Origin of the sequence: Acinetobacter entericus (assembly GCF_026168575.1) — a bacterium.
GTDB classification, from domain to species: domain Bacteria; phylum Pseudomonadota; class Gammaproteobacteria; order Pseudomonadales; family Moraxellaceae; genus Acinetobacter; species Acinetobacter bouvetii.
This window is the reverse complement of the sequence record NZ_JAPEQW010000012.1, coordinates 81,625-107,663: the sequence shown is the minus strand read 5'-3', so window position 1 is coordinate 107,663 and position 26,039 is coordinate 81,625. Positions and strand designations below refer to the sequence as shown.

The window sequence follows — 26,039 nt, the reverse complement described above, 5'->3', positions numbered from 1 at the left end:
TGAAGAACAGTGGAGGCCGCAACAATGAAAAATGCTGAAATGTGCAAACAAAATCAATATGACCGAATTGCAGATGCAATTGCATACATTCATCAGAACTTTAAACAGCAGCCAAATTTAGAAGAAATCGCTGCGTCTGTTCACCTCAGCCCAGTACATTTTCAAAAACAGTTTAAAGACTGGGTGGGCGTTAGCCCCAAAAAGTTTCTGCAATATATCAGTGCGGAATATGCTAAAAAGATTTTGGCGAATAACACTGACTTTTCAATGTCGGATGCCGTCTATGAAACTGGATTTTCCAGTCCAAGCCGCTTGCACGATCTTTTTATTCAGATTGAAGGTATGACGCCTGCTGAATTTAAGAATCAGGGCAAAAACTTGGCAATTTCATACAGTTTTGCAGATACACCTTTTGGTGAGGTGATTATAGCGTCCACACAAAAAGGGATTTGCCATATGGCTTTTGAAGGTGACCGAGCGCTGGCATGCCGGCAACTGCTTGATGCTTTTCCGCAGGCACAATTCACAGCGCAAACAGACGCTTTTCAACAAAGCGCTTTGCGCATATTTGCTGATGCAGAATCACTACCAAGTATTAAACTGCATTTAAAAGGCACGCCATTTCAGCTGAAAATTTGGCAAAGCCTGCTGAAAATACCGATGGGCCAGCTCAAGACCTATGGCGATATTGCGCAGGATATTGAAAACCCGCAAGCGAACAGGGCGGTAGGCACGGCTATAGGCCGCAACCCTGTTGCGTTTTTAATTCCATGCCATCGCGTTATCCGTTCAACAGGCATTATTGGCGGTTACAAATGGGGAGCTCCGCGTAAAACGGCCATGATTGGCTGGGAAGGCGTGAAGGCGCATGAACCTGTCTGATTTTAAATGCGCAGATATTGAAACAGTCCGTATTTAAAAATATTCTGTTTCGTTATTATTCAAGTATCCTGTGGTTCAATGGCTTTAATTCATGAGCTTTCCAGTCTGATTCAGAATGATTTTATTCCGCTGTTTTACCCGCAATATCACTTCAGGTACTGTGTTTTCACCCATCACAATCCGTTCAATCGTATAGATATTTGAACCGCTTTTAAAGGTGTAATAATGGTTGCCGCCGCTGCCGTCAAATGTTACTGAACCTTGATTTAAAATTAAGGAAGGCTTTGCCGCTTGCTTTTGATTGGCCTTCCAAGAAGCGTAGCGGTATTGGCCACTGCTCAGCTCATCAATGCGCACCATAAAGCTTTGGGTGTTAAAACTGAAAACGGGCGCTCTGAACTTCTGTAATGATGGATGCAGCTGCTGTTTCTGCTGTGCAATTAAATCTTGTTTATATTGCTGTTCAGCCTTGCTGCTGTAATTGACCGCTGTAATTTTTCCGCCGTCCAGCCAAACTTTACCATTATCCAGCATCAGGCCGCGCCAGCCCATAGAACTCCACTGACTGAGCTGAGAGTTGGCAATGTCCTGTTTCAGCTGAGCATCAAAGACTTGATTAAAACGTTTTTCCATCTCTGCGGTATTTTGAATAGCAGGAATTGGAGCTTCCCGCTGCAATGGATATTGAATGCTGAGCGCAATCTTTTGAGGATGGTTCTGTTTAAACAGCATAACCAGATGATCCACCTGTTTTTGTTCTGAGTCCGTCAGGGCAAATGCTGATTCGCTGCTTATGATAGCCATCACGAAAGTGAGGGTGATTTTATTGATCATGCAATCTAGCCTGCTTGATTTGATATTCAATACACTCTGTTTATCAGATAAGTATGAATAATGCATGCAGTATTTACTTCAAAATGCATGATCCGCCTCTGCAATAATATTGCGTACTTATCTGCCTTTCGATCACAGTGCTTTGATCAAATCAATAATTCGTCCAAGTAAAGATGTAATTTCTCTTAGATATTTTGCTTGCAGTTAATGCAGATAGATATTGAATCCTTTAAACTTTCCGCATCCACCTTTTGTGTAATCCCTTCATGTTTTTAAAAGCAGCAACGATTGCCTTAATTCCAGCTTTGGTCATTCAAGGAAGCCTCGTTAAAAAAAATACGCCACGTTTGCCCGAACCTGAAGGTGCGCGTATTGGCCAAACTGGCTCAGGAAAACCGCTGTCTATTTTAATTGTTGGTGATTCTGCCGCGGCGGGTGTTGGCGTAGCGTCTCAGGAAGATGCTTTACTTGGCGCCGTGATTAATGAATTAAAAATGGATTATGCACTGGATTGGAAACTGCATGCCAAGTCTGGAGATAATAGCCATCAAATCATTAAAAATGTGAATACCTTAGAAAGCCGTCATTATGACGCAGTGCTGACCTCTGTCGGTGTCAATGATGTCACAAAACTCATGTCGGCTCGGCAATGGATCAAAAAACAGCATGAGCTGTACAATTTAATTCAGCAGAAGTTCGCCCCTAAGCTTATTATTGCCGCAGGCGTCCCTCCAATGCATATGTTTCCTGCGCTGCCAAATCCTTTAGGCTGGCTGTTTGGACAGTATGCCAAGCAAATGAATGCTGAATTAGAAAAATTTATACAAGCGCATGAGTATATGCAATGGATTGAATATGATTTGCAAAAGTATCAGGCGCTGAACTTGGAAATGGCTGAAGATGGCTTTCATCCAAGTAAAGAGATTTACCAAATTTGGGCAAAAGAGGTTGCGGATAAAATTCGTCAGGTTTTATAAGTTTAGAACTCATCCAGGTTTTAACTAAGATTTTAGCTATTTTTTGATAAGTTGAGTTTCTTTAATAATAGTGAATACTCCCGTTATTTTCTTCCAAAATGGCTTCAAAAAACCGCCATTTTTACCTATTTCTATTAGTTAGGATAGGAGGCCGCAGATAAGGCAGCGCCACGTGATCAATATTTCAGCAGTTAGAACAGGCTAAAGTCCAGACTTCTTAAATGTATTATTTAGTCAATGAACTGGTGCAGAACGTGAATAATCACAAAAAAGCCGTTCCAGTGCGCTGAAGGCTGGAGCGATTAAAAGTAAAAGAATGATTTGAAAAGAATAAATTAAAGTGTTTGATATAATGTGTATTATCTTAACTTTAATAAGGAATCATAGGAAATTTATGCAAAATAATAGTGATATTAATTTACCAATTCTTATTATTGGCGCGGGGATAGCTGGAATAGCATGTGCTAAGAAACTGCAAGAAAATGGTAAAAAAGTTATCGTATTAGAAGCTAAATCCAGTATTGGCGGGCGCATAAACACTAAAAAAATTGATTCGGATATCTTTGATTTGGGTGCATCATGGATTCACGGAATTGATGATAATCCTATATGGGCTATTACCCAAGAAAATGATATAGGAACGGCTATTTTTAATTATGATAATTCACATTATTTTCATAAAAATGGAAAATTGTTTTCAGAAAAAGAAGCGCAAGAGTTTGAGTTTTTTATAGATAAAATAGAAAAATCACTTTCTCAAACACAAAAAAAATCTGCTCTTGAAGCCATTAAAGACATAATATTTTCTTTAAATTATTCAGGTAATACATTTTCAGAAAACGATCTTAAAAAATTATTATTAAGCTTCTTTGAACGAATAGCAAATGACCCATTTGCTGCAAATCTAGATCTGCTTTCTTCAAATTATCAAAATTATGAGGGATACTTTCAAGGTAATGAGGTTGTATTTCCCAAGGGCTACTGTCAGGTTATTGAAAATATTTCAAAAAATATAGAAATTAAATTAAATATAGATGTTAAAACAATTCATTACGAGAATGAGTGTGTCAAACTTATCGATTCCAATGATAATGTTTACACAGGTTCGCGTGTAGTGGTTACCGTGCCACTTGGTATTCTGAAAAAAAATCACATAGCGTTTCACCCGCCATTATCTCGTGATTATATTCACTCTATTCAAGAAATCGGGTTTGGATCTTTCAATAAAGTATTTTTTGAATTAGAGCAACCGCTTCCTTTTCGGTTGAAAAGTTCAGTAGAGAATATTAGTGATTTTTATTGGAATGACACCGATTGCTTTAACATTTTAGATTTATCTAAAATTTATCAAAAACCAACTTATTTAATGCTATTTGGAGGAGATAAATCAAACTTTATAGACAATTCAACAGATAGAGAAGTATCTGATTTTGTCTTTAGCAGCTTACAAAAACAATTTCATGGAATTCCCAATAAACCCAAAAAAATAATAGTTACACGTTGGGGAGCAGACCCTTATAGCTGCGGTTCTTTTAGTTTTCCGTCACTAAATCACACTGATGATCTTATTAAGATATTACATCAGCCAATTAGAAAACTTATTTTCTTTGCAGGTGAACATTGCAGCTTGAAATATGCGGGTACAGTGCATGGTGCATACCTCAGTGGCTGTGAAGCAGCTGAAAAAATCTTAAAGTAAATCAACATTTTACCACTGTAAAGAGAACTTACAGCATAGTTTATGACAAAGCAAAAAATCGCATTAAAGCCTAAAAAAGCTTTGAATGTTGAATGGGATGATCGCTCAATGGGTGTGGGGTATGAGGTGATTAATTTCAGCGATCAAAATTGAAAGCTGCAAATTTTGGAGAATATAAAAAGGCGGGAAAACCCGCCTTTTTATATGTTATTACCAAGGATTCGTTGGTAAATCTCTAAAGGCTAAATGTAGCCCGTAAGCAGCTTTTTGATCGAAAGCTGAACATAAGCCGGATTTAAGTGAAGGATCAATATATTTGCTTAAATCTACTTTTTCGTCAGAGGTGTAGTCGCCAAAGTATAGTTTTCCATTTAATTCCGCTACGACCATTTGGTAGTCATCTGAAACCTCACCATCATCTTTTTTTACATATGCAACATTCTTATTTGCCCACTGTTCTGTAATAACATTTAATCCTTGAGTTTTTTTCTCTTTTACCCAAGCTGAATATGTTTTATTGACTAAGTTGGTTTTATCAAATTCAATAGTAGAGTGCGAAAGTTGGGTGCTTAAAAACTGGTAACATTCAGCTCCCTCAGGAAAAGTTTGAGTAGATTTGAAAAAGGCAAGTCTAAGCTTTAAAAATTCAGTTGGTTCTGAATTGAGATTTTTAGAAGCAAAAATAGAGTTTATGACTTCCGATGAGTTCATTTTCTTTTTAGACAGACTCAGCGTCTTAAATGTAATGGTTTTCGTTAGGCCACCTTTGTGCTGGTCATGCGAAATTACTACAGAACCTTGCCCATTTTTTTCTAAATATAGAGGCAGGCTATAACCATTAGATTCGTATAATTTATCTTTAGTAAGAGTGAAATCATATTCTGTAAAAGGATTTTCTGCCGTAGCGTAGTTTTGAGCAAAATCAATTTCAGTTCTAGTAGTTATTGAAACATCATTATCGTGTAATATGAGCGATTCACTAAATATTTTATATAATTCCATTCCTATGGAATCATTTCTTTCACCTATTAATTCGTAAGTATGCATTGGAAATTTAATTGACGTTTTAGCGGTACTATTATTGTAGCTGTCACCTGTGCCATCTCCCCCACATGCAGAGATAGTTAAGCCTATGAGAGAAATAAAACTTAGTTTTGAAAATTTTGAAGTTAATAATTGCATTATTGGACTACTCGAATTTTAAATTAGTTTAAAGTATGTATTTAAAAATAATAAAAATTTAGCAAATGTTGTGCTAAAAATTAAAGGAATTCTATATCAATTCAGAAGTCTTTTCTTTATTTATTTTTAACAAAAATTAAAAAGCAGTTACACTTTCTTGATTGGAACACTCCAAAAACTGCACTGCGCTTGATTGCCAAAATAACCCTAATAATCTTCTGATAGGGGATACTTTCATGGCTGATACAGCTCGAAAAACCATGGCTAAATGAAATTATCCACAATGGGATTACAGTACTTACAGTCCGCCAGCTGATCCGTAGAGCAAAGGATTACATGGAAGCTCATTGCGCAAATTTAGAATGCTCATAATTCTATAGATATTGAGAAAATAGCATCATATTTTCATGATTCTCTTTCGTCATAATGGTCAGTACTTTCTATATTTTCGACCATGGTTTTGCAGAAATTTTGCAGGTGTTAATCAAGAACACACTTAGCAGAGTAGGTGATATCGCTGTAAAATCAGATATTATGCTAAGATCTAGGAAGATAACTCTATGGCGCACAATCAAAACCACCCTTGCAAATTCAACCTAACCTATTGATTATAAATAATGTCTGAAATAGAAACCCACCCCCTAAAGCCATTTTTGCCTGAAAATGGCAAGCTTTTGATGCTCGGCAGTTTCCCGCCGCCAAAGGCACGCTGGAAAATGGATTTTTATTATCCAAATTACCAAAACGATATGTGGAAAATCTTTGGCTTATGCTTTTTTCAAGACAAAAATTATTTCTTAAATATCGATGCGAAAACATTCAAAGAACAGTACATCCGGGATTTTCTCAATGAAAAGGGCATTGGCATTTTTGATACGGCGTATCAGGTCATTCGCCTCAAAGGCAATGCATCAGACAAATTTTTGCAGATTTACCAGCCCACAGATATTGCCATGCTGCTGAAACAGATGCCTGCCTGCCGCAGCATAATGACCACAGGAGATAAAGCAACCGATACGCTGATGCTGTCGATGCCAGCAGCGGCAGAAAAACCGCAAATCGGCCATTCAGTCAAAAACACTTTTGCAGGCCGAGAATTGACACTGTATCGAATGCCGTCTTCCTCGCGTGCTTATCCGCTGGCGTTAGAAAAAAAAGCAGAAGCCTATTATTCTTTATTTTCAGAAATAGGCTTACTTTAAGTTATTTTAGTGGTGCCATTCAATGATCAGGCATCATATGGGGATATTTGACCCATTTATAATCATGCACATTAAAATCACGAACCAGCTTAAAGTCGTTCCAAATCAGCTGACTGCCTTTGGTCCAGCTTAATGCTTTAATTCTCTGATTGACCAGAGCCATTTCAGCAGCAGTTGCGGGCCTCAAATCTCCAATCTCAGCATAAAGCCGGACACCGGGAAAATCCTGAAATTGGCCTTGTACTAATGTCCAAAGCCAAAACAGCTTGTTGCTGTTAATAAATTGTATGCAGCCCTTAGGATTCTGAGGCAAATTTTCTTGCAGCGCTTCAGAATAGGTATCAAAAAAGAAGCCTGAAAAAGTAGCTTCATGCAGAAATAGGGTGCCGATGGGTGTAATGGTTGGCTGTAAATTTTGATCGACCGTTGCAATAGAGCAGTGCATAGAGGACTGCTGTGCGGCTTCCGCAATTTTTTGGATGTGCTTCCAGTCCTGCAAATTCATAATGGGGCCTTTTTTATTCTAGTTTTGAGCTGTTAATATAGCAGTTCTCTGCTGTTATCAGTTGCAAACAGGCCTAAATGAACTGGTCATTCAGGCCATTGGTTATTTGCCCGCTGTTTGATTGATGTTAGATGAGGCTTTGATAAAGTCCCTTAGGCTTAAGCATATTTCCTGGCCATTACAACGCAGGCAGCAACTGCCAAAGAAACAGCAATCATCAGCAGTGTGACATGTTCATTGAGTATTAGGGCGCAAAGAATCAGGCCAATAAATGGCTGTATCAGCTGTATTTGTCCGACCTTTGCAATACCGCCAAGCGCTAAGCCTTTGTACCAAAAAAAGAATCCAATCAGCATGCTGAACAGTGATACATAAGCCAATCCTAAGTAGGCTGATGGCGGTACTGCAGAAAAATTTTGCGGAAAATAAATCCAGCTGATCAGCAGCATGGCCGGCAATGCAATCACTAAAGCCCAGCAGATCACTTGCCAGCCGCCCAATTCACGCGACAGTACACCGCCTTCTGCATAGCCTAATCCGCACAGCAAAACTGCAGCAGCCATATAGCTATCGCCAGCAGCACTGTAATGCAATCCAGATTGATTCAGCATGAAAAAGATCACTAAACTGCTGCCGATGCAGGTGTAAATCCAAAACGCACGTTTAGGTGCCTCCTTTGCGCGAAGCACCGCAAAAAAAGCGGTGGCTAGTGGCAGCAAGGCAATGAAAATCAATGAATGTGCAGCTGTAGCTGTTTGCAAAGCCAGTGCTGTAAATAGCGGAAAGCCGATAACAACACCTGCAGATGTAATGCATAAAGATTTGATTTGTGACTTAGATGGCCTTGGCTGCTGTAAGGCAATCAGCAGGATTAAAGCCAAAACAGCAGCGATGCAGGCACGTGCGCCAGTCAGAAATTCCGGGCTGAAACCTTGCACCGCGATCCGTGTAGCGGGCATAGAACCTGCAAAAATCATGACACCGATTAATCCGTACAGCCAGCCTTGGTGAAACGCTTTCATTTTTAGTATTCCTGCTCATGTATTGCCGCAAATGATGTTCAGAAATTTAAGCCAAGGCTGGCGAGTTAAACAGATACAGTGCAATACAATTTAAAAGAACTGTTATGGCAGAAATACCCATACAATTTGCTTTTTAAAGACGGTTTTTATAAGCTGAATCATAGTTCATGCAGTGATATGAAATCTTCTGCCTCACCGCAAACGGCCCATTGAGCTGTGCGGCTTTTTTCCTTCTAAAATCGAAAAGGTCAGCTAAACAGGAAAATAAGAAATGACAAAAATTGAAGGGGTGATGCAGCAAATCAAAGCGCAAATTTTACAGCGTCAACTCACTGCAGGGGCGCGCATACCCTCTGTGCGCCAATATGCACAGCAGCATGGCTGTTCAGTCTCGACTGTCGTAGAAGCTTATGCGCGCTTGGTCAGTGCTGGGGTTTTAGAATCCAGAATTGGCGCCGGCTATTTTATTTGCCCGCCGTCAACTGCATCGGCCTTATTGTCAGAGCATGCAATTGAATATCGCCGTGAAGTCGATCCGCTGTGGATTTCCCGCCAGTCTTTAGATGCTCCAGCGCATATGTTAAAGCCGGGCTGCGGCTGGCTGCCGAAAGAGTGGATGCCGGAACAGGCATTGCGAAAAGCATTGAAGATGGCCGCAAAAGCAGACAGCAGTTTGCTGCTGGATTATTCTATTCCGCATGGGCATGTTGAGTTAAGGCGCTATATTGCGCGAAAGCGGGAAGCCTGCGATATTATGCTGACTTTGAAGCAAATTTTAGTCAGTGATTCTGCTACGCAATCCATTGACTTGATTTTCCGGCATTTATTAAAAGCAGGTGATACCGTCATTATTGATGACCCGTGCTATTTTAATTTTAGGGCATTAATTCAGGCGCACGGGCTAAATTGCATTGCGGTCCCATTTGGTAAAAATGGCCCAGAGATCGAGGCATTTAAGCAAGCAATGCAATATCAGCCTAAACTGTATCTGACGAATTCAGGTATTCATAATCCGACAGGCGCCGTACTTTCGATGCAAACCGCCTTTGAAATTGCCAAAATTGCGGAAAAAAATGGGCTATATATTATTGAAGATGAGATCTTTAGCGACTTTGAATATGTTCCTGCACCGCGCTATCTAACATTGCTGGGATTGAAACAGGTGATTCAAATCGGCAGCTTTACAAAAACGTTATCGGCGGCTATCCGATGCGGTTATATTATTGCTGAAGAAGAGATGATTGATCAATTAATCGATCTGAATATTGCGACACACTTTAATACCAGCCACTTAAATGCAGAAATTATTTACCAGGCGCTGATTGACAGCAGTTATTTGCGCCATATTGAGTGGCTGAAAAAACAGCTGCAAAAAACCATGTCTGAGACAGTAAAAAAACTGGCCGTATTGGGTATCTACCCCGTCATTTTGCCTAAAGCAGGAATTTTTTTATGGTGTCAATTGCCTGTGCATATTGATGCGGCCAAGCTGTCGCAGCTGTGTTTGGATAAAGGAATTATTCTGGCGCCGGGAAATTCTTTCAGCCAATCAAAAAATGCTGCGCAGTTTATCCGTTTTAATGCTGCACAGTGCATAGACAAAAAAGTTTTTGATGTTTTAGCCGCTGCTTTAAATGAGCTGAATATGCGCGCAGCCATTTAAACGCCGCCATTGATGTAAGCATTAACCATCATATTCCACATAATCCCATAAATTTAAACGCGCTTTAATTTCCTTGCGGATATTTGGCATGAGAGGCAGCAATGTTCCATCAATCCAAAGGCCCAGCGCTTGCGATGACAGCGTTTGATTTTCGGCATCGACCAATTGGGCGCCTTTCACCAAAACCAAAGTTTCTGCAGCGGTATCAGTTTCTACACCTTTGAATAAAACCTGCAGTTCATGCCCCGTATCTCTAATCAGCCATTCCAGTTCAATCTGAATATTATGATTGGACTTTAACACCGCTTGACCTTCTAGAAATTCATTGTCCGTTAAGCAATCATGTTCTACACGGACTTTGGCCAAGATCCATTCTTGCTGGCCTAAGTCTTCTAAAGTCTTATAAGGGATTAAAATATCATTGATATTAAAATGACGGCTTAAATCAAAAAATTGCATTGAGAGACCACAAAACAGGAGAGAAAGGGAGAAACTGCAAAGATGCAATTTTAAAGCAATGAAAAACAGCTGTAAAACTTTTGCATAGATTGATCTTTTTTAAGTATAAATAGCCATGAATCATTGATAAGAAGATAAAGATATGCAACCGGAAGATGTGCAAAGTCCAATTGATCTAAAAAACGCGGCGGATGCACTGCAATGGGCCAATGGAGTCAATGTGAAACGGCCATGGCGCTATAAAATTTTTGATTACTATGTGGAAGAAATTCTAAAGCATGCACCCGAAGGTCATATTCTGGAGCTCGGTGCTGGGCCGGGTTATCTGGCAGAACACTTGATTCGGCACTGTCCTGATATTCAATACACTGCTTTTGATTTTTCGGATGCAATGCACGCGCTTGCAAAGCGCAAGTTAATGCCTTCTGAGCTGGAGCGATGCCGGTTTATTACAGGAGATTTTAAACAGCCGCAATGGGAGGAGGCCCTGCAAAGTCAGAGTTCATATAAACCTTTTGATGTGATTATTATTCATCAGGCGCTTCATGAATTAAGGCATAAGCGCCATGCGCCGTTATTTCATCAAGCAGTTAAAAAAATGATGAATCCAGATGGCCGCTATTTGGTCTGTGATCATTTATATGCACCAGACGCAATGCAAAACAATGAACTGTATATGTCTGTCGCTGAGCATGTGAAAGCCTTTCAAGATGCAAAATTTAAGAATTGTACAATCGCATTACAAATAAAAGGCTTATGTGTATTTAAATGTAATGACTAAATCATTACATCATCCATTCAATAGGCAAATATGAAACTGCTTTCATGCTGAACCGCTGAAAGCGTGTGGTTCCGGGGTCAATTTTAAATTCATGGATAGAACCATCAGGGCGCTGATCTGTCCAGATGATTTCATTGTTTGCATTTAGCTTAAGTTGATAGGCAATTTGAGGTAAGTATTGATTCAGTATTTTTGAAATATCATTTTGCAATGCATCCGACTCTACCACTAAGCCAACTTCAGTGTTTAGGTTCACTGAACGGGGATCAAAATTAAAAGAGCCAATGAAGACAATACCATCAATATCAAAAAATTTTGCATGTAAGCTAGAAGCGCTTTTTCCTTTTGCGGGAATCACATTTCCCGTCATCACCTCATACCATGTTCTTTTTTTACGTTCTAAATAGGGCTTAAACTCATACAGTTTCACACCATTTTTCAGTAATTCATGGCGATATTTGTTATAAAAAGCATGTACAACGGCCACATCATTGGCAGCAAAAGAGTTGGTTAAAACCCGGACCTGAATATTGTTTTTCGACAATTTTGAAAGATAGTCTGCTCCGCGCTGGGTTGGGACAAAATAAGCCGAAACCAACTCCATGTGCTTTTTAGGCTCACCCATCAGATGATGCATTTGATTGTAAATGAGCTGATTTCCGCTGGCTTTCCCGCGAATTTTATCTGGACTATCTGCAACAAAATGTGCTGGCGCCCAGTTGAAAGAACGCTGTTTTAGGTCTTTATCTAATTGTTTTTGTGCAAATTCAATTTTGTTTTCAACTTGGTTTTTTTGCGTCGCATCGAGTTCATATTGATGACGCAATTTTTTTAGCTCGGCTTCTGAGCTAGTTCCTAATAATTGTGATGCGCTATAACTTAAATCATCATTCCAAAAATCTGAAAAGACTTCGTTCGCATGTTTGACAGCAGTGCCATAAAATAAAATATCTAAGTCGGTAAATTGAAAGTTATCACTGGCATCAAAATATTCACGGCTAATATTGCGGCCGCCTGTGACTGCAATAGCGCCGTCTGCAATAATGAGCTTATTATGCATGCGGTGATTAATATATTTGAAGCGAAAAGCGTAATCGACAATGCGCAGTTTTCTAAATTTATACGGGTTGAATATTTTAATTTCAAAGTTAGGATGCAAGGCCAATGGCTTCAAGACTTTGTCCAGCTGTGTGCCATTCTGATCATCAATCAGCAATCGGACTTTCACGCCGCGATCTGCAGCTTTTAAAAGTTCCTGCAGCATCATGTGGCCAATATAGTCGTCTTTCCAAATATAATATTGCAAATCAATTGTATGCTGCGCTTTTCGAATTAAATGCACGCGTGAGGCAATGCTCATAAATGCTTCATCCAGTGCTAAATATGCAGTTAAACCTTGTGACAAATGCTGTTCTACACCGGGTTCATTCAGCCAATGCTGCGTATGCATATAAATAGGCGCATCAGGTTTAGATTCATTCATTGGCAAACTGCACCCTGTAAGTGAAAAAATGATTAAAGAAAAGAAACCAGCCTGAAAAGCTAAACAAATCTGCATATTTATTTTTAGGGCACCTTAATGTTATACGTTCATATTATCATCATGTTAAAGGTTGAATCATTGAATAAAAAGAGGTTACTGTAGATCATCTGTTAATCTAGCCATTATAAAAGGATATCCATTCGATGAAATCTCGTGCAGCTGTTGCGTTTGGGCCAGGTCAACCTTTAGAAATTGTTGAAATTGATGTTGCGCCGCCAAAAGCAGGCGAAGTGCTGGTTAAAATCAGCCACACAGGCGTTTGCCATACAGACGCTTTTACATTATCAGGTGATGATCCTGAAGGTGTATTTCCTGCGGTATTGGGCCATGAAGGCGCAGGTGTCGTCATAGAAGTTGGTGAAGGCGTCACCAGTGTTAAACCTGGCGATCATGTGATTCCATTGTATACGGCGGAATGCGGTGAGTGCTTATTCTGTAAGTCGGGTAAAACCAATCTTTGCGTAGCTGTGCGCGCAACGCAAGGTAAAGGCGTGATGCCGGACGGCACAACACGGTTCTCCTATAATGGCCAGCCAATTTATCATTATATGGGCTGCTCGACGTTCTCTGAATATACTGTTGTAGCAGAAGTTTCACTGGCAAAAATTAATCCTGAAGCGAACCATGAGCACGTTTGCCTGCTGGGCTGCGGCGTGACGACTGGTTTGGGCGCAGTCAAGAATACAGCCAAAGTGCAGGAAGGCGATACTGTTGCTGTATTTGGTCTGGGCGGAATTGGTTTGGCGGTCGTGCAAGGCGCTCAAAAAGCCAAAGCCAGCCGCATTATTGCGGTCGATACCAATCCTGAAAAATATACATTAGCCAAAGAATTTGGCGCAACCGATTTTGTGAATCCTAAAGATCATGACCGCCCTGTACAGGAAGTGATTGTCGAGATGACAGGCTGGGGCGTTGACCATTCTTTTGAATGTATCGGCAATACCAATGTCATGCGTTCTGCACTGGAATGCGCGCACCGCGGCTGGGGGCAATCTGTCATTATTGGTGTGGCAGGAGCAGGCCAGGAAATTTCAACACGCCCGTTCCAGCTGGTCACTGGCCGCACATGGAAAGGCACCGCTTTTGGCGGTGTGAAGGGCCGTTCACAGCTGCCGGGCATGGTGGAAGAAGCCATGAAAGGTGACATCCGGCTTGAGCCATTTGTCACGCATACCATGGGCTTGGACAAAATCAACGAGGCTTTTGATCTTATGCATGAAGGAAAATCCATCCGTTCTGTCGTGCATTTTGAAAATTAAGCATAAATTAGCCGCCATGCAAAAAAACCAAGCTTCGGCTTGGTTTTTTTATGATTCCTATAATGCTTATTTGGCGCTTTCTGCAGAATCAGCTTTCGGATGCCAGCATTTCTTATCTCTTAAATTGGCAAAATGTGACACATTGTCTGACAGAAAATGCAAATAAACTGTAAATGGCCGATTATGTCCTGAATTGATATAGCACAAATAATAGGCGCGTAATATTGTGGCATCACAATAATGAACACTTGTATATTATTAATCTATTATTCAACTAGACGAGGGGCATATGCATACACGCGCAGAATATAAGCCGGAATGGATCCGCGAAGATTTTGTTGATTTCATAGCAGAAAAAATCGACTCAATTTGGGCATGGAAGAAAATTAAAGCTGAAATCATCAGTGTTAAACCATTAAGCACCGACTTTATTCAACTGCAATTGCGCCCGAACAAAAACTTTAATTTCCAAGCCTATCAGGCAGGGCAAAGTGTGCTCGTTACTGCAATTATTGGCGGTGTGCGCCAGCAGCGAAGCTATTCAGTCGTGCAAGTTTCACCGCAAGGCCTGCTGAGTATTGCCGTTAAAAAACAAGGTGCTGTTTCAAATGCGCTGACATCATTGGCTTTGGGCGGAATTGTAGAAATTTCTCAGCCGCAGGGTGATTTTGTACTTAAGCCGACTGAACGCGCCAATTTGATGATTGCATCAGGAAGCGGCATTACCGCCATTTATGCCTTGCTAAACAGTCATCTGCTGAGCAGTTCAAAACCAGTCGATCTGCTATATTTTAGCCGGGACAATGCTTATGCAGCTGAACTGCTAGCTTTAGCGGAGCATTATCCGCAATTTAAATTGCATTTAATTAATACCGCGCAGCAAAAACAGCATTTAGACCAAGCGCTTTTGGAACTGTTAGTTGATGGTTTTATGCAGCGTGAATGCTATGCGTGCGGCGCATCATCCATGATGCAAAGTGTGCAGCAAATTTATCTGCATGCAGGTTTAACCGCTCAATTGCACACAGAATATTTTCAGATCCCTGCCGATGAGACATTGGCAGAACAGCCTGTAAAATTTTTGCGTTCTCAGCAAGCGTTTCAGGCCAAAAGCAATCTTTTGGAAAGCGCAGAACAGGCGGGATTAAGGCCCGCGCATGGCTGCCGCATGGGAATTTGCAATACCTGTTCATGCACCAAGGTGCAGGGTACCGTCAAGAATATTTTGACGGGTGAAATTGACAGCCAAAACAATTCACAAATTAAATTATGCATTTCACAAGCCATCAGCCCAGTCACAATTAATCTATAAGCATGAAAAGGGGGAGACAAAAATGAATAAGCCCATTAATTTTAGTGAAAAAAGTAAATCACAGTATTTGAGTACCGCTCAGGTTGAAGCGTTTGGCGCCAAAGTAGAAGCGATCCGCCGTGAAATTATGGATAGTTTAGGAGAGCATGACGCTAAATATATCTACAAAATCCGCAATTTTGTCCGCTACAGTGAAATTGCATCGCGCGGCATGCTGATGTTTGCTGGCTGGCTGCCGCCTGTATGGCTTCTGGGTACTGGCTTGCTGGGCATGTCTAAAATTGTGGAAAATATGGAATTGGGCCACAACGTCATGCATGGCCAGTTTGACTGGCTGAATGACCCGAGCTTAAACGGCGCAAATTATGACTGGGACACCATGGCGACAGGCCCTGATTGGAAATATACGCATAATTATATCCACCACACGTATACCAATATTGTTGGCATGGATCATGATGTCGGTTATGGCTTGATCCGGGTCAGCGAGTCGCAAAAATGGGAACCGCGCTTTTTGCTGAATATTCCATTGGCTGCTCAATTGATGCTGTTTTTTGAATGGTATGTGGGTGTGCAGAATCTGCATATTGAAGATGTGATTGCCTATAAAACCAAAACTTGGGCGCAGGTCTGGGAAGAAGCGGCTCCTGTGCGCAAAAAAATGAAGCGCCAGATTATGAAGGATTATGTCTTTTTTCCACTCATTGCAGGCCCGAACGCTATTCCTGTTTTTTCCGGAAATGCAGTGGCCAATGTCATCCGCAGCCTATGGGCGTCAGCCGTTATTTTTAATGGCCATTTTACGGAAGATGCTGAAAATTTTGAAATGGACAATACAGACAATGAAACCCGTGCAGAATGGTATTTGCGTCAAATCCGCGGTTCGAGCAACTTTTCAGGCACGGTTTGGCTGCATATTTTAAGCGGCAATTTAAGCCATCAAATTGAGCACCACCTGTTTCCAGATATGCCAGCGAACCGCTATGCTGAAGCTGCGCCTAAGATCAAAGCGCTGTGTGCTGAATATGGCATTCATTATAATGAAGCGAGCTTTATGAAGCAGTTTGCCAGTGTCTGGGTGCGTATTGCCAAGAGCTCATTGCCAAACGATTGGAAAAGTGAAGCAAAACATTATGCGGAACACGCAAAGCAGCGTGCATTCGGCTTGCTGTCCAGCAAACTGAAATTCTAAGCCTGAAGATTAACAGCAGTTCAACTTCATTGCTCATGCACCAATACTCAGCTGCATACTTGGTGCATGAGGGGCTTAAATTTGAATCAGCGCATTAATTTGATTCTATGTCCCAATGCATATCAATACCGCATTGCACTACAAAATCAGCATCGTGCGACACCAAAATGACTGCACCAGTATATTGCGCAATGGCCTGTGCCAGCAGTTCCCGAGATTCAATATCCAAATGATTTTCAGGTTCATCCAACAGCAGCAGTTCAATATTTTCAGGCCAGCAATTCAAGCCAAGCAGTGCAGTTTTCAGCTTCTCGCCGCCGCTCAAGCGTGATAGCGGCTGCTCAGGCCGATCGCCTCGGATTCTCAGCTGCCCCAATTGATTGCGCCATTCTGACGCCGTTAGTTTAGGGTTAAATAGCGATAGGTTGTCTAGAACACTATGCTCAGGCTGTAAGTTACTGAAATTTTGATCTAAATACACAGACTTTACCGCCAAATAAACATGCGTATTGGCTGCCTGCGCCTGCTGTTTCAATAATTTAAGAAGCGTCGATTTACCAGATCCATTGCGTCCTTGCAGATGAATCTTATCACCCGCTTTTAAGGAAAAACACAGCGGGATTTCCGTTCCAAATGGCAGCGGCAAATGATCAATCCTCAAGATTTCGCCGGCTTTAACCGCATGATGCTGAAATTTAAACTGCTGCTGTTTAAAGTGCTCTAACTGGTTTTGAGCGGCATTTAATAGCGCTTGTTTTTCCTCCATCTGTTTTTGCTGCTGTTTCTGCACACCTGATAGGCTTTGGCCCGCTTGTTCTTTCTTAAAGTCCAGTAAAATAGGCGCTTGCGAGCTGGAAGACCGCAGCTGCTTGCCGCTGCTTTGACGTTTCTGCGCTTTCATTAATGTTTCATGCTGTTTGGCTTTCAGCTGCTTAAGTTCGCGCTTTTGCTGGACGGTTTGGCGTTCCAGCGCCCCATATTGCAGCTCATGCTGCTGAACATAATCATCATAATTGCCTGAGACATGCAGCAACCCATATTCATTCAGCGCATAGATATGCTGAGCCTGATTCAGTAATGCCCGGTCATGGCTGATGATGAACGCGCCAGCAGGATGTGCTTTTAAACTGTTTATTAGCCATGTTCTAGATTCAGCATCTAAATGGTTGCTGGGTTCATCCAAAAGCAAATAATGATCAGGCTTTAAAAATAAAGCGCATAGCGCAAGCTTGGTTTTTTGCCCTTCACTTAGCAGTTCAACGGGAAAATTTAAATTATCCGGCAATTTCGCCTGTGTTAATTGCGCGCTCCACTGCGCCGGCAAATGCCATTGATTTTCTGTTAAATCAAAGTCCTTAAGACTGGCGGTTCCAGCCTCAATACGCATGAACGCCTGGTGCATCTCGGTTATGCCTAAAGCTCCGGCGATGGTGTTTTCATCTACACGCTTCAATTGGGCTAAATATGCATGCGGCAATTGCCATAGAATTTCACCGCTGTAAGGCAGCATTGAAGTACGCTGAAAATGCAAAACTTGCATCAGCAGTGATTTCCCTAAGCCATTTCTGCCTGTGCATGCTGAAATTTGCTGTTGCGTTAAATTGAACTGCAGCTTTTGGAATGTTGATTGATTGGGTGTTTTATTCAGGAAGTCTAAGTTGAGCTGAGAAACAGCACATGCTAGTGGGGTCATTAATGCGCCTCGCAGTGGCAAAAATGCGCAAAATAGTTCAATATTTTTAATGATTTATATTTCTTCAGTTCGTATTGTAAGCTGAATGAAAGGCACTATTTTGCACATCAAAAAAGAAGAAGATTCGGTTTTTGATAATGAAACAGCGCTTACTTCATTGGCAGATACTCAAATAGTGGAAAATTGAAAAGTGCATGGGGATAGATTGCAAAAGCATTTTAAGCAAAGGTGAATATTTAATCAATATATAAATAAATAGTGCGTAGGGATGATCTTTATATTTATTGGAAAATTCTGATGGAAATTATAAAAAACTATTGTCAAAGCAGACAATACAGCGTATTTTAAGTTTCAGACAAGCACCTTTTTTTGATGAATTCAAAATGTTAAAGCAGCCAGTTCTTTCAAACGCATCGTATTATTTTTGGCAATTTAGATAATTGCCTGAATGTATTCGGGCAAAGAAAATGGTTGCCCACCAAGTTTATACCTGATCGGCAACCCTGATCAGGTTTTTTTATGTCTTGATTTTTATAAATATTTTGGAGATTTCCTCATGATGACTTTTAACTATTCATATTTTAGCAGTTCATATTGGTTTTATTTTAGTCAGTTTATGACGCATTGTCAGAAATCCATTCGCCCCATAACGCTCAAATAAAAGATCGGACTGTAAAAAGGCAGTCCCAAGGAAAAAATCAATGAACGCTTTAAACACTGCATTACAAGAAACAGCCGCTCAAGAAACAGTTTTAAGCCTGCCCAAGCAATTGAAGGCGCAATTGCCTTTATCTTATGCGCATGCTCAGCAAATTGCTGAACAGCGTAAAATTATACAAAATATCTTAGAAGGCAAAGATAAACGCTTAATGGTGATTACCGGCCCGTGTTCCATTCATGACACGGCATCAGCCTTAGACTATGCAGAAAAATTAAAACAGATTCAAACACAAGTTTCAGACCAAATTTTCCTTGTGATGCGCGCATACATTGAAAAGCCGCGCACGACAGTCGGCTGGAAAGGCTTTCTTTATGATCCAAATTTAGACGGATCAGCAGATATGCAATTGGGATTGGAAAAATCCCGTGAACTTTATCTGCAAATTATAGAAATGGGCTTGCCAATTGCATCAGAAATTTTGAGCCCGATGGCAACCGCGTATTTTGACGATTTATTGTCTTGGGGCGCAATTGGCGCACGCACCAGCGAATCTCAGATTCACCGTGAAATTTCGAGTTTGATGCCTTACAGCATTGGTTTCAAGAACGGAACGGACGGCTCAATTCAAATTGCTTTAGATGCCATTCAATCTGCTGTAAATCCGCATCAATTCATGGGCATGAGCCAATCAGGCCTGCCAGGTATGCTGTCATCTAAGGGCAACCCTAAAGCGCATTTAATTTTGCGCGGTTCAAATACCGGCCCTAACTACCAGCTGGCAGAAATTGAAAAAATTAAAGCCAAGGTAAAAGGCGAATTTCCTGCTTTGGTGATTGACTGCAGCCACGGCAACAGCAGTAAGAACCCGCTGATGCAGCCCGAAGTGCTGCATACAATTGTGCAAGAACGCCAGTTCAGCAACGTACGCGGCGTCATGCTTGAAAGTCATCTAGTGGATGGCGCGCAGAAAGTCAGCTGCAATATGACTTATGGCCAGTCGGTCACGGATGGCTGCTTAGGATGGGATAAAACCCAACAGCTGTTGTTGGAAACTGCAGAACTTTTACAAGCAGCACAGTTGCAGCGCAGCGCATAAGCGTTGTTCGCTTAAATCATCGTTTCAGCCCATGCAGCAGAATGCTCTTCACTTTGAAGGGCATTTTTATTGAAAACACAATCCATCAAGCTTTAAGCTTTTTCTTTGAAATACTGCACATTATTTTTTAAAAATATTATTTAAATGAATGATTTATATTTGTGACTCTGCCTGATTTTATGCACAATAAATGAATACAAAAACAAAAACTGTGATGAAACAGTAATTTTGTATTGCTGAATTGAATTTTTGGGAAAATTTTTTATGTACACTGCCGAATTGCTGGAAGAAGCGCGCCGTTTAATGTTCCATATGCTCAGTAAAGTGGTTGAATATGGCGGTTCAGATTTGTTTATTACGGCAGATTTTCCACCAAGCATTAAGCATCAGGGTTTAATGAAGCCTTTTGGACAGCAGGAACTGACAGCTGATAAAACCAAACTCTTTGCCTATAGCTTAATGAATGAAAAACAGCGTAAAGAATTTGAAACTGAACTGGAATGCAACTTTGCCATTAGTGTGCCTAATGTATCCAGATTCCGTGTCAATGTATTCCAGCAGCAACTGAATGTCGGCATGGTCATTCGAACCATTACCAATGAAATTCCAAATTTTGAAAAACTTCAGCTGCCCGAATCACTGAAAAGCGTGATTATGGAAAAACGCGGTCTGGTGCTTGTCGTGGGAGGTACAGGTTCTGGCAAATCCACGTCTTTGGCCGCTCTGATCGACTATAGAAATGAACACAGTGCAGGGCATATTATTACGGTTGAAGATCCTGTGGAATATGTGCATAAGCATAAAAAATCTATGATTACCCACCGTGAAGTCGGCGTAGATTGCCATTCTTGGCATAATGCTCTAAAAAATACGCTGCGTCAGGCGCCAGATGTCATTTTGATTGGTGAGATTCGGGATACAGAAACCATGGAACATGCGATTGCCTTTGCTGAAACAGGCCATTTGTGTTTAGGGACTCTGCATTCAAATAATGCCAATCAAACTTTAGACCGGATCATTAACTTCTTCCCGGAAGAGCGCCGGAATCAATTGCTTATGGATTTATCTTCAAATATGAAAGCGATTATTTCACAGCGCTTAATTCGAACTGAAGATGGGAAAGGGCGGCGCGCCGCAGTGGAAATTATGCTGAATACACCGTTAATTTCAGACTTAATTTTAAAAGGCGAATTTCACGAGCTGAAAGCGATTATGGGCAAGTCGCGTGAATTGGGCATGCAGACATTTGATCAAGCCTTATTTGATTTGTATAACGATGGCGCAATTTCATATGAAGAGGCGCTGCGAAATGCAGATTCAATGAATGAGCTGCGTTTGCAGATTAAGTTGAAAAGCCCGCGGGCAAACCCAGCGATGCAAAATACGGCGGCTGAATTCAGTATGCAGGCTGAAGGAAAAGCTGAAAGTGACGACGCGCAGCAGGCTTCTTAACCCAGTTTTGCATATGCAATAGTCAATGAAATGATTATGCAAGTCGCTTGCCGCGCTATGCATAATCATTTCACTTAAAGATACGCTGTGTCTGATGATGCTGTCATTGGTTAAGATACAGGTTTGCTGGCAACCATAAATTTATAATATATTAGGCTGATTAAGACCAAAACGGCGCATATGCTGTAGGCAACTGCATAGCTGGTATCTGCAATGATTATGCCCAGTACAATTGAGCCAATGGCAATGCCAAGATCATAAAATGTAAAATAAGTTGAAGTGGCATGGCCAATGCGGTTTTTAGGTGAACGCTGAATCGAAATAGTCTGCAGGCAAGGCTGCGCCGAACCAAAGCCCATGCCAATCAAGACAGCTGAAAATAAGAGGCCAGCCACACTGTCGATAAATGCTAAAACTGCCAAGCCAATTGAAAATAAAATTAATGCCGGATAAATCACAGCATTCGGGCCTTTGCGGTCATATATTTTTCCTGTAATCGGACGCAGGCTCATCATTGAAATAGCGAATACGGCAAAGAACAAGCTGGCATAAGCGAGCATGTGTTTTGATTCGGCAAAAGTCGCGATAAACGACATAATGCTGGCATAGCAAAACGAAATCATCATGGCCATTAAAGCCACTGGCAAGGCTTTAAATTCAATAAAGTCATGAATGCTGAGCCGTTTTTTGGGAGTCTCCATAGCTGTTTTCTGATGACTTGGCAGCGGGATCAAAAAGCAAAAGATAAAACCCAGTACGACAAAGGAGGCCAAAATGCCTGCAACCGCAGTATATGACATGCTCTGTATAAAGGTCAGCCCAATCAGCGGGCCCAGTACAATACCTAAATTGATGGACATCAGGAAATACCCCATGCCTTCGCCTTTGCGCTTTGCCGGAATGAAATCGTTGACGATGGGCACAGTCACAGTTGTCAAAATGCTGAACCAAATGCCATGCAGAAAACGGATGATCATTAGAATTGTGAGGTTGTCTGCGAAGACATAGGTAAGGCTGAATAAACAGAATAAGGTTTCAGAAATATACAGCGCTTTTTTAGTGCCGAGTTTTTCTATAATTAAGCCGCTGAAGGGACGCACGGCAATTGCAGACACCATGAATAAAGTCATGGCTAAGCCTGCCTGAGACAAGCTGCCGCCTAGTTCATTCAGGATATAAATGGGCAGGATAGTGGTTTGTGCGAAATAAAAGATGAATAAAAACAGATTATTAAACAAACATAGAATAAACGGCTTATTCCATAAATGTTGTGCATTTACAGCGTTCATAAGTGACCTGAATGTATGAAATTGAACAGGCGGCTTGGCTCTTTATATATTTTTTATACGAGCGCAGATGAGACAAACCGTCAGAAATTAAGGTTTATTATAAAAGCATATAGATGAAAAGTATAGTTATTGTAATATTTCATTAAAAAATATTCGTATAAAGTCAAAAATATTTCATTAAATTATCTCAATATGATTATTTGTTTGATTATTTAAAGTTTACAATTTAAATCGCATTCCGTTGCAGATTCAGATTAATCTAAAGACATCATTGGTTTTGAGGGCAATCATGATGAACTCAGATGATCAATTGCTTTCCGCTGCACGGCCCAATACTGAATTGCCTGTGACTGCACCGATGCCTGTGCTGTTTCTGGGGCATGGCTCGCCAATGAATGCAATTAGCGACACTGTTTTTTCGAAAACTTGGCATAAAATAGGGGAAAATCTTCAGCCAAGGCCCGTTGCAATTCTGTGCATTTCTGCACATTGGCTTACACAGGGCTTCAGTGCGGTCACTGCCGCGGCGCATCCTGCGACTATTCATGATTTTGGCGGTTTTCCGCAAGCGCTGTTTGATGTGCAGTATCCTGCGCAAGGCTCTCAAGCCTTGGTCAATGCCGTGAAGCATTGCGTCAGTATGGTGTCCATTGCTGAAGATGCAGAACGCGGCATTGATCACGGCGCTTGGAGTGTGCTTGTGCATCTCTATCCGCAGGCCGATATTCCTGTTGTGCAGTTGAGTATTGACTACAGCCAGCCAGCCGCATTTCATTATCAGTTTGGCCATCAGCTGCGGGCGCTAAGGCGTTTAGGGGTATTGATCATTGCCAGCGGAAATTTGGTGCATAACTTAATGAAAGTTGCTTGGGATAAGCTGAATGAGCCGGTATTTGGCTATGAATGGGCGCTGGAAGCAGATGCTAAAATGAAAAATTGGCTTTTGGAAAAACGCCATCAGCAACTGATTGAATGGGACAGGCAAGGAGAAGCCTTCAAACTGTCTATACCGACGCCGGATCATTATTACCCAATGCTGTATGCGCTGGGACTGCAAGAAGATCCAGATGAATTATCGCTTTTTAATGAGGCTGCAGTTGGCGGCTCGCTGAGCATGACATCATTCCGTCTGGACTATCGAATTTGAGCGCTGTTTTATTTTTCAGACATAAAAAATCAGCCTTTTCGGCCGATTTTTTATGCTGAATAAACACGCTGCGGATCACAGGCCTGCTTCGTAATCGCTGCTGGAAAGCAGTTTTTCAACATCCGCCATATTGTCTGGCTTAATTTTATAAATCCAGCCTTTGCCATAAGGCTCATCATTCACAAAATCAGGATCATCTTCTAATGCGGCATTCACTTCTATGACTGTGCCTGAGACAGGCGCATGAATATCTGATGCTGTTTTTACAGATTCGACGACACCAGCTTGCATGCCAGCAGTAACATGTGTGCCTGCTTCCGGCGCTTCAACGTAAACCAAGTCGCCCAATGCATCTTGTGCATGGTCAGAAATGCCAGTTACGACAAGATCACCTTCAATGCGCACCCATTCATGCGTGCTTGCATATTTCAAATCTGAAGGATGATTCATGGCTAACTCCTTAAAACTATTAAAATCATTTTTGGCATGATTTATACATGCTTTTAGCGAAAAACAAAAGAATTATCAGAATGAATTAAAGATAAGGGTCTTTACGCCAGTTGCTTGGGCTGCGCCCGCTCCAGCGTTTAAATGCGCGGCTGAAATTGGCTACATCACTGTAGCCTAACTCATCAGCAATTTGTTCAAGTGTAAAGTCTGTCCGCGACAGCAGGGAAGTGGCGTGGCGGTAACGGACTTCATCCACCATTGTCGAAAAGGATGTTCCTTCAGCGGCCAGCTGGCGTTTTAAAGTACGGTCAGACATATGCAGGCGTTCAGCTACCGCCTCAATACTTAAATAATGCTGCTCAGAGTTTGTTAACAGGTCACGTACCCGCATTGCCAAACGGTGACGCTCGCCTAAAGCTGACAGCTCAGCCTCGCACTGGTTAATGGCGATTTGGCTGGCTATCGGGTCTGCATGCACAAGCTTATTGCCTAAATAATGCTTATCAAAACTTAGAATTAAATGCGGCTGTTCAAAGCGGAAATTATGGCGTGGAAATTTTGCCATAAAGCGCTCAAATCCTTCGGGTTTGGGAAAATCAAAGTCAATGTCGCCAGATCCGTAATCTGTGCCTGTAATGGCTTTGCCCATGCTGATAATGCCGAAAATTAAAGCAATGGAAATTTCAGTGCGTAACGGTTCTAAAGTGATGTCTGTTTGCAGCTGTACAGTGGCTTTGCTGTCAAAAGTTGAAAAAAACAGCTGCAGAAAAGGCATGCGCAGTTGAATAAAGCGGTTGGCTAGAATCAGCGCATCCGTAATGTCATGCGCTGTCATAATGGCATAGCCAATAAAGCCATGAATGGAAATACGCATCTGCGTACCCAAATGAAAGCCTAAAGTCGGTTCGCCGGTTAAACGCAGGGCATGCTGCATTAATTCATTTGCAACAGCAGTCGGTATGCGGTAATTAGGATCTGCCAGTTGCTCACTGTTTAAACCGAAAGGTTCAAATAATGTATGGTCATTGTAGCCCCAGCGGGATACAACATCTAAAAGCAATAATCCATAAACACCAGGAATACCTTGGTCTTGACGTAAAGAAGGTGTTTTCATTTGCTATCCGTTGCAGTTTTTATCTTTTTCTATTTTTCCAAAGCTATATTGGCATGAAAAAATGCGAAGGACTATTAAAATTGTTGGACAATTTAACTGTCCAGCCCGCAGTGAATCTGCGGGGCTGGCTGTGCTATAAAATTGTTTGCAGGACATGAAGCCAATACTGTTGTTCTATCCCGCAAGCGGTTCTTTTTTAAAGACAATAATCTTTGTGGTTGAAATAAAAAGAACATCGCCATGCTGATTGAGCGCCTGCGTCACATAAGTGACAATGGCACGGTCTGTTTTGCTTTTCGATGGCGCAATCGCTGTAATTTCAACTTCTACATGGAGCAAATCGCCAGGCCGCGTAGGGCGCGGCCACCTTAAGCTGGACTCTGAACCCACTAAGCCATTGGCAACGGGAAAACATTCTGTCCATAACCGCATAGTCACTGCGGCGGTATGCCATCCGCTGGCTGCTAGGCCTTGGAAAATCGGGTGATCTTTTGCCTGATCTTCATCTAAGTGAAAGACTTGCGGATCATAAGCTTGGGCAAATTGCTTGATTTCCTCCAGCGTCATTTCATATTCACGGCTAATAAAGAGGTCGCCCACTTTTATATCTTCCAAATACAGCATG

At 41.5% G+C, this 26,039-nt stretch carries 23 protein-coding genes; 12 read left to right on the top strand and 11 right to left on the bottom strand.

Annotated features, from left to right (window positions below; genetic code table 11):
* The first annotated feature begins 39 nt into the window (after positions 1-39).
* The gene (locus OKC24_RS11080) at positions 40-882 is read left to right on the top strand and encodes a methylated-DNA--[protein]-cysteine S-methyltransferase (RefSeq protein ID WP_171457740.1); all 843 of its coding nucleotides are present in this window, start codon (positions 40-42) and stop codon (positions 880-882) included.
* An 84-nt stretch (positions 883-966) separates the two neighbouring features.
* Here the strand turns inward: OKC24_RS11080 and OKC24_RS11075 are convergent, their stop codons facing one another.
* Positions 967-1,716, bottom strand: coding sequence for a hypothetical protein (locus OKC24_RS11075; protein WP_131275647.1), 750 nt, complete (start codon positions 1,714-1,716; stop codon positions 967-969).
* A 266-nt stretch (positions 1,717-1,982) separates the two neighbouring features.
* On the opposite strand from OKC24_RS11075, the gene OKC24_RS11070 reads away from it, so the two are divergent.
* Both OKC24_RS11070 and OKC24_RS11065 read left to right on the top strand, forming a co-directional pair.
* A complete protein-coding gene (locus OKC24_RS11070) occupies positions 1,983-2,693 on the top strand; it encodes an SGNH/GDSL hydrolase family protein (protein ID WP_130146852.1) in 711 nt (236 codons plus the stop codon).
* A gap of 394 nt (positions 2,694-3,087) precedes the next feature.
* Complete coding sequence (locus tag OKC24_RS11065) at positions 3,088-4,392, top strand: NAD(P)/FAD-dependent oxidoreductase (protein ID WP_131275648.1); 1,305 nt, start codon at positions 3,088-3,090, stop codon at positions 4,390-4,392.
* Positions 4,393-4,602: 210 nt separating this feature from the next.
* Here the strand turns inward: OKC24_RS11065 and OKC24_RS11060 are convergent, their stop codons facing one another.
* Positions 4,603-5,574, bottom strand: a complete 972-nt coding sequence (locus OKC24_RS11060; protein ID WP_131275649.1) for a hypothetical protein — start codon at positions 5,572-5,574, stop codon at positions 4,603-4,605.
* A 617-nt stretch (positions 5,575-6,191) separates the two neighbouring features.
* Between OKC24_RS11060 and OKC24_RS11055 the strand changes: the two genes are divergently transcribed.
* Entirely contained in the window at positions 6,192-6,776 is a 585-nt protein-coding gene (locus OKC24_RS11055) for a uracil-DNA glycosylase family protein (RefSeq protein ID WP_131275650.1), read from the top strand.
* A 19-nt stretch (positions 6,777-6,795) separates the two neighbouring features.
* Here the strand turns inward: OKC24_RS11055 and OKC24_RS11050 are convergent, their stop codons facing one another.
* Both OKC24_RS11050 and OKC24_RS11045 read right to left on the bottom strand, forming a co-directional pair.
* Entirely contained in the window at positions 6,796-7,281 is a 486-nt protein-coding gene (locus tag OKC24_RS11050) for a pyridoxamine 5'-phosphate oxidase family protein (protein ID WP_265465103.1), read from the bottom strand.
* Between the two features lie 158 nt (positions 7,282-7,439).
* Entirely contained in the window at positions 7,440-8,303 is an 864-nt protein-coding gene (locus OKC24_RS11045) for a DMT family transporter (RefSeq protein ID WP_130146862.1), read from the bottom strand.
* Positions 8,304-8,574: 271 nt separating this feature from the next.
* Here OKC24_RS11045 and OKC24_RS11040 point away from each other — a divergent pair, with 271 nt between their 5' ends.
* The gene (locus OKC24_RS11040; protein ID WP_131275652.1) at positions 8,575-9,966 is read left to right on the top strand and encodes an aminotransferase-like domain-containing protein; all 1,392 of its coding nucleotides are present in this window, start codon (positions 8,575-8,577) and stop codon (positions 9,964-9,966) included.
* A gap of 21 nt (positions 9,967-9,987) precedes the next feature.
* On the opposite strand, the gene OKC24_RS11035 is transcribed toward OKC24_RS11040, so the two are convergent.
* The gene (locus OKC24_RS11035; RefSeq protein WP_131275653.1) at positions 9,988-10,425 is read right to left on the bottom strand and encodes a hypothetical protein; all 438 of its coding nucleotides are present in this window, start codon (positions 10,423-10,425) and stop codon (positions 9,988-9,990) included.
* 142 nt (positions 10,426-10,567) lie between these two features.
* On the opposite strand from OKC24_RS11035, the gene OKC24_RS11030 reads away from it, so the two are divergent.
* Positions 10,568-11,206: a class I SAM-dependent methyltransferase gene (locus OKC24_RS11030; RefSeq protein ID WP_131275654.1), complete on the top strand. Its 639-nt coding sequence runs from the start codon at positions 10,568-10,570 to the stop codon at positions 11,204-11,206.
* Between the two features lie 4 nt (positions 11,207-11,210).
* Here OKC24_RS11030 and OKC24_RS11025 read toward each other — a convergent pair whose 3' ends face one another.
* Positions 11,211-12,764 (bottom strand): phospholipase D family protein, encoded by a 1,554-nt coding sequence (locus OKC24_RS11025; protein WP_131275655.1) that lies wholly within the window; start codon positions 12,762-12,764, stop codon positions 11,211-11,213.
* 128 nt (positions 12,765-12,892) lie between these two features.
* On the opposite strand from OKC24_RS11025, the gene OKC24_RS11020 reads away from it, so the two are divergent.
* The 3 genes from OKC24_RS11020 to OKC24_RS11010 all read left to right on the top strand — a co-directional run bounded on the left by OKC24_RS11020 (position 12,893) and on the right by OKC24_RS11010 (position 16,512).
* Positions 12,893-14,008, top strand: coding sequence for an S-(hydroxymethyl)glutathione dehydrogenase/class III alcohol dehydrogenase (locus OKC24_RS11020; RefSeq protein ID WP_130146872.1), 1,116 nt, complete (start codon positions 12,893-12,895; stop codon positions 14,006-14,008).
* Between the two features lie 289 nt (positions 14,009-14,297).
* Complete coding sequence (locus tag OKC24_RS11015) at positions 14,298-15,320, top strand: flavin reductase family protein (protein ID WP_131275656.1); 1,023 nt, start codon at positions 14,298-14,300, stop codon at positions 15,318-15,320.
* A gap of 22 nt (positions 15,321-15,342) precedes the next feature.
* On the top strand, positions 15,343-16,512 hold the full coding sequence (locus OKC24_RS11010; protein ID WP_131275657.1) for a fatty acid desaturase family protein: 1,170 nt from the start codon (positions 15,343-15,345) through the stop codon (positions 16,510-16,512).
* A 94-nt stretch (positions 16,513-16,606) separates the two neighbouring features.
* Here OKC24_RS11010 and OKC24_RS11005 read toward each other — a convergent pair whose 3' ends face one another.
* The gene (locus OKC24_RS11005) at positions 16,607-18,205 is read right to left on the bottom strand and encodes an ATP-binding cassette domain-containing protein (RefSeq protein ID WP_131275658.1); all 1,599 of its coding nucleotides are present in this window, start codon (positions 18,203-18,205) and stop codon (positions 16,607-16,609) included.
* Between the two features lie 701 nt (positions 18,206-18,906).
* On the opposite strand from OKC24_RS11005, the gene OKC24_RS11000 reads away from it, so the two are divergent.
* On the top strand, positions 18,907-19,962 hold the full coding sequence (locus OKC24_RS11000) for a 3-deoxy-7-phosphoheptulonate synthase (RefSeq protein ID WP_131275659.1): 1,056 nt from the start codon (positions 18,907-18,909) through the stop codon (positions 19,960-19,962).
* Positions 19,963-20,226: 264 nt separating this feature from the next.
* Positions 20,227-21,414: a PilT/PilU family type 4a pilus ATPase gene (locus OKC24_RS10995; protein ID WP_265465094.1), complete on the top strand. Its 1,188-nt coding sequence runs from the start codon at positions 20,227-20,229 to the stop codon at positions 21,412-21,414.
* Between the two features lie 110 nt (positions 21,415-21,524).
* Here the strand turns inward: OKC24_RS10995 and OKC24_RS10990 are convergent, their stop codons facing one another.
* A complete protein-coding gene (locus OKC24_RS10990) occupies positions 21,525-22,703 on the bottom strand; it encodes an MFS transporter (protein ID WP_265465092.1) in 1,179 nt (392 codons plus the stop codon).
* Positions 22,704-22,992: 289 nt separating this feature from the next.
* Here OKC24_RS10990 and ygiD point away from each other — a divergent pair, with 289 nt between their 5' ends.
* Complete coding sequence (gene ygiD / locus OKC24_RS10985) at positions 22,993-23,850, top strand: 4,5-DOPA-extradiol-dioxygenase (protein WP_130146886.1); 858 nt, start codon at positions 22,993-22,995, stop codon at positions 23,848-23,850.
* Positions 23,851-23,925: 75 nt separating this feature from the next.
* Here the strand turns inward: ygiD and gcvH are convergent, their stop codons facing one another.
* The 3 genes from gcvH to OKC24_RS10970 form a co-directional block, all read right to left on the bottom strand.
* Positions 23,926-24,300: a glycine cleavage system protein GcvH gene (gene gcvH, locus OKC24_RS10980; RefSeq protein WP_005009703.1), complete on the bottom strand. Its 375-nt coding sequence runs from the start codon at positions 24,298-24,300 to the stop codon at positions 23,926-23,928.
* Positions 24,301-24,385: 85 nt separating this feature from the next.
* A complete protein-coding gene (locus tag OKC24_RS10975; RefSeq protein WP_005009705.1) occupies positions 24,386-25,414 on the bottom strand; it encodes a helix-turn-helix transcriptional regulator in 1,029 nt (342 codons plus the stop codon).
* A 174-nt stretch (positions 25,415-25,588) separates the two neighbouring features.
* Positions 25,589-26,038 carry a MaoC family dehydratase gene (locus OKC24_RS10970; RefSeq protein ID WP_130146887.1) on the bottom strand — a complete coding sequence of 150 codons (450 nt, stop codon included), beginning with the start codon at positions 26,036-26,038 and terminating at the stop codon, positions 25,589-25,591.
* Position 26,039 lies beyond the last annotated feature (1 nt).

Excerpts from the sequence above, each read along its gene's own strand:
- OKC24_RS11045 (WP_130146862.1), bottom strand. The coding sequence starts at position 8,303 with ATGAAAGCGTTTCACCAAGGCTGGCTGTACGGATTAATCGGTGTCATG.
- OKC24_RS11035 (WP_131275653.1), bottom strand. The coding sequence starts at position 10,425 with ATGCAATTTTTTGATTTAAGCCGTCATTTTAATATCAATGATATTTTA.
- OKC24_RS11060 (WP_131275649.1), bottom strand. The coding sequence starts at position 5,574 with ATGCAATTATTAACTTCAAAATTTTCAAAACTAAGTTTTATTTCTCTC.
- OKC24_RS11030 (WP_131275654.1), top strand. The coding sequence starts at position 10,568 with ATGCAACCGGAAGATGTGCAAAGTCCAATTGATCTAAAAAACGCGGCG.
- OKC24_RS11080 (WP_171457740.1), top strand. The coding sequence starts at position 40 with ATGTGCAAACAAAATCAATATGACCGAATTGCAGATGCAATTGCATAC.
- OKC24_RS11010 (WP_131275657.1), top strand. The coding sequence starts at position 15,343 with ATGAATAAGCCCATTAATTTTAGTGAAAAAAGTAAATCACAGTATTTG.
- OKC24_RS11050 (WP_265465103.1), bottom strand. The coding sequence starts at position 7,281 with ATGAATTTGCAGGACTGGAAGCACATCCAAAAAATTGCGGAAGCCGCA.
- OKC24_RS10970 (WP_130146887.1), bottom strand. The coding sequence starts at position 26,038 with ATGCTGTATTTGGAAGATATAAAAGTGGGCGACCTCTTTATTAGCCGT.
- gcvH (WP_005009703.1), bottom strand. The coding sequence starts at position 24,300 with ATGAATCATCCTTCAGATTTGAAATATGCAAGCACGCATGAATGGGTG.
- OKC24_RS11025 (WP_131275655.1), bottom strand. The coding sequence starts at position 12,764 with ATGCAGATTTGTTTAGCTTTTCAGGCTGGTTTCTTTTCTTTAATCATT.
- OKC24_RS11075 (WP_131275647.1), bottom strand. The coding sequence starts at position 1,716 with ATGATCAATAAAATCACCCTCACTTTCGTGATGGCTATCATAAGCAGC.
- OKC24_RS11015 (WP_131275656.1), top strand. The coding sequence starts at position 14,298 with ATGCATACACGCGCAGAATATAAGCCGGAATGGATCCGCGAAGATTTT.
- OKC24_RS11065 (WP_131275648.1), top strand. The coding sequence starts at position 3,088 with ATGCAAAATAATAGTGATATTAATTTACCAATTCTTATTATTGGCGCG.
- OKC24_RS10990 (WP_265465092.1), bottom strand. The coding sequence starts at position 22,703 with ATGAACGCTGTAAATGCACAACATTTATGGAATAAGCCGTTTATTCTA.
- OKC24_RS10975 (WP_005009705.1), bottom strand. The coding sequence starts at position 25,414 with ATGAAAACACCTTCTTTACGTCAAGACCAAGGTATTCCTGGTGTTTAT.
- OKC24_RS11020 (WP_130146872.1), top strand. The coding sequence starts at position 12,893 with ATGAAATCTCGTGCAGCTGTTGCGTTTGGGCCAGGTCAACCTTTAGAA.
- OKC24_RS10995 (WP_265465094.1), top strand. The coding sequence starts at position 20,227 with ATGTACACTGCCGAATTGCTGGAAGAAGCGCGCCGTTTAATGTTCCAT.
- OKC24_RS11070 (WP_130146852.1), top strand. The coding sequence starts at position 1,983 with ATGTTTTTAAAAGCAGCAACGATTGCCTTAATTCCAGCTTTGGTCATT.
- OKC24_RS11005 (WP_131275658.1), bottom strand. The coding sequence starts at position 18,205 with ATGACCCCACTAGCATGTGCTGTTTCTCAGCTCAACTTAGACTTCCTG.
- ygiD (WP_130146886.1), top strand. The coding sequence starts at position 22,993 with ATGATGAACTCAGATGATCAATTGCTTTCCGCTGCACGGCCCAATACT.
- OKC24_RS11040 (WP_131275652.1), top strand. The coding sequence starts at position 8,575 with ATGACAAAAATTGAAGGGGTGATGCAGCAAATCAAAGCGCAAATTTTA.
- OKC24_RS11000 (WP_131275659.1), top strand. The coding sequence starts at position 18,907 with ATGAACGCTTTAAACACTGCATTACAAGAAACAGCCGCTCAAGAAACA.
- OKC24_RS11055 (WP_131275650.1), top strand. The coding sequence starts at position 6,192 with ATGTCTGAAATAGAAACCCACCCCCTAAAGCCATTTTTGCCTGAAAAT.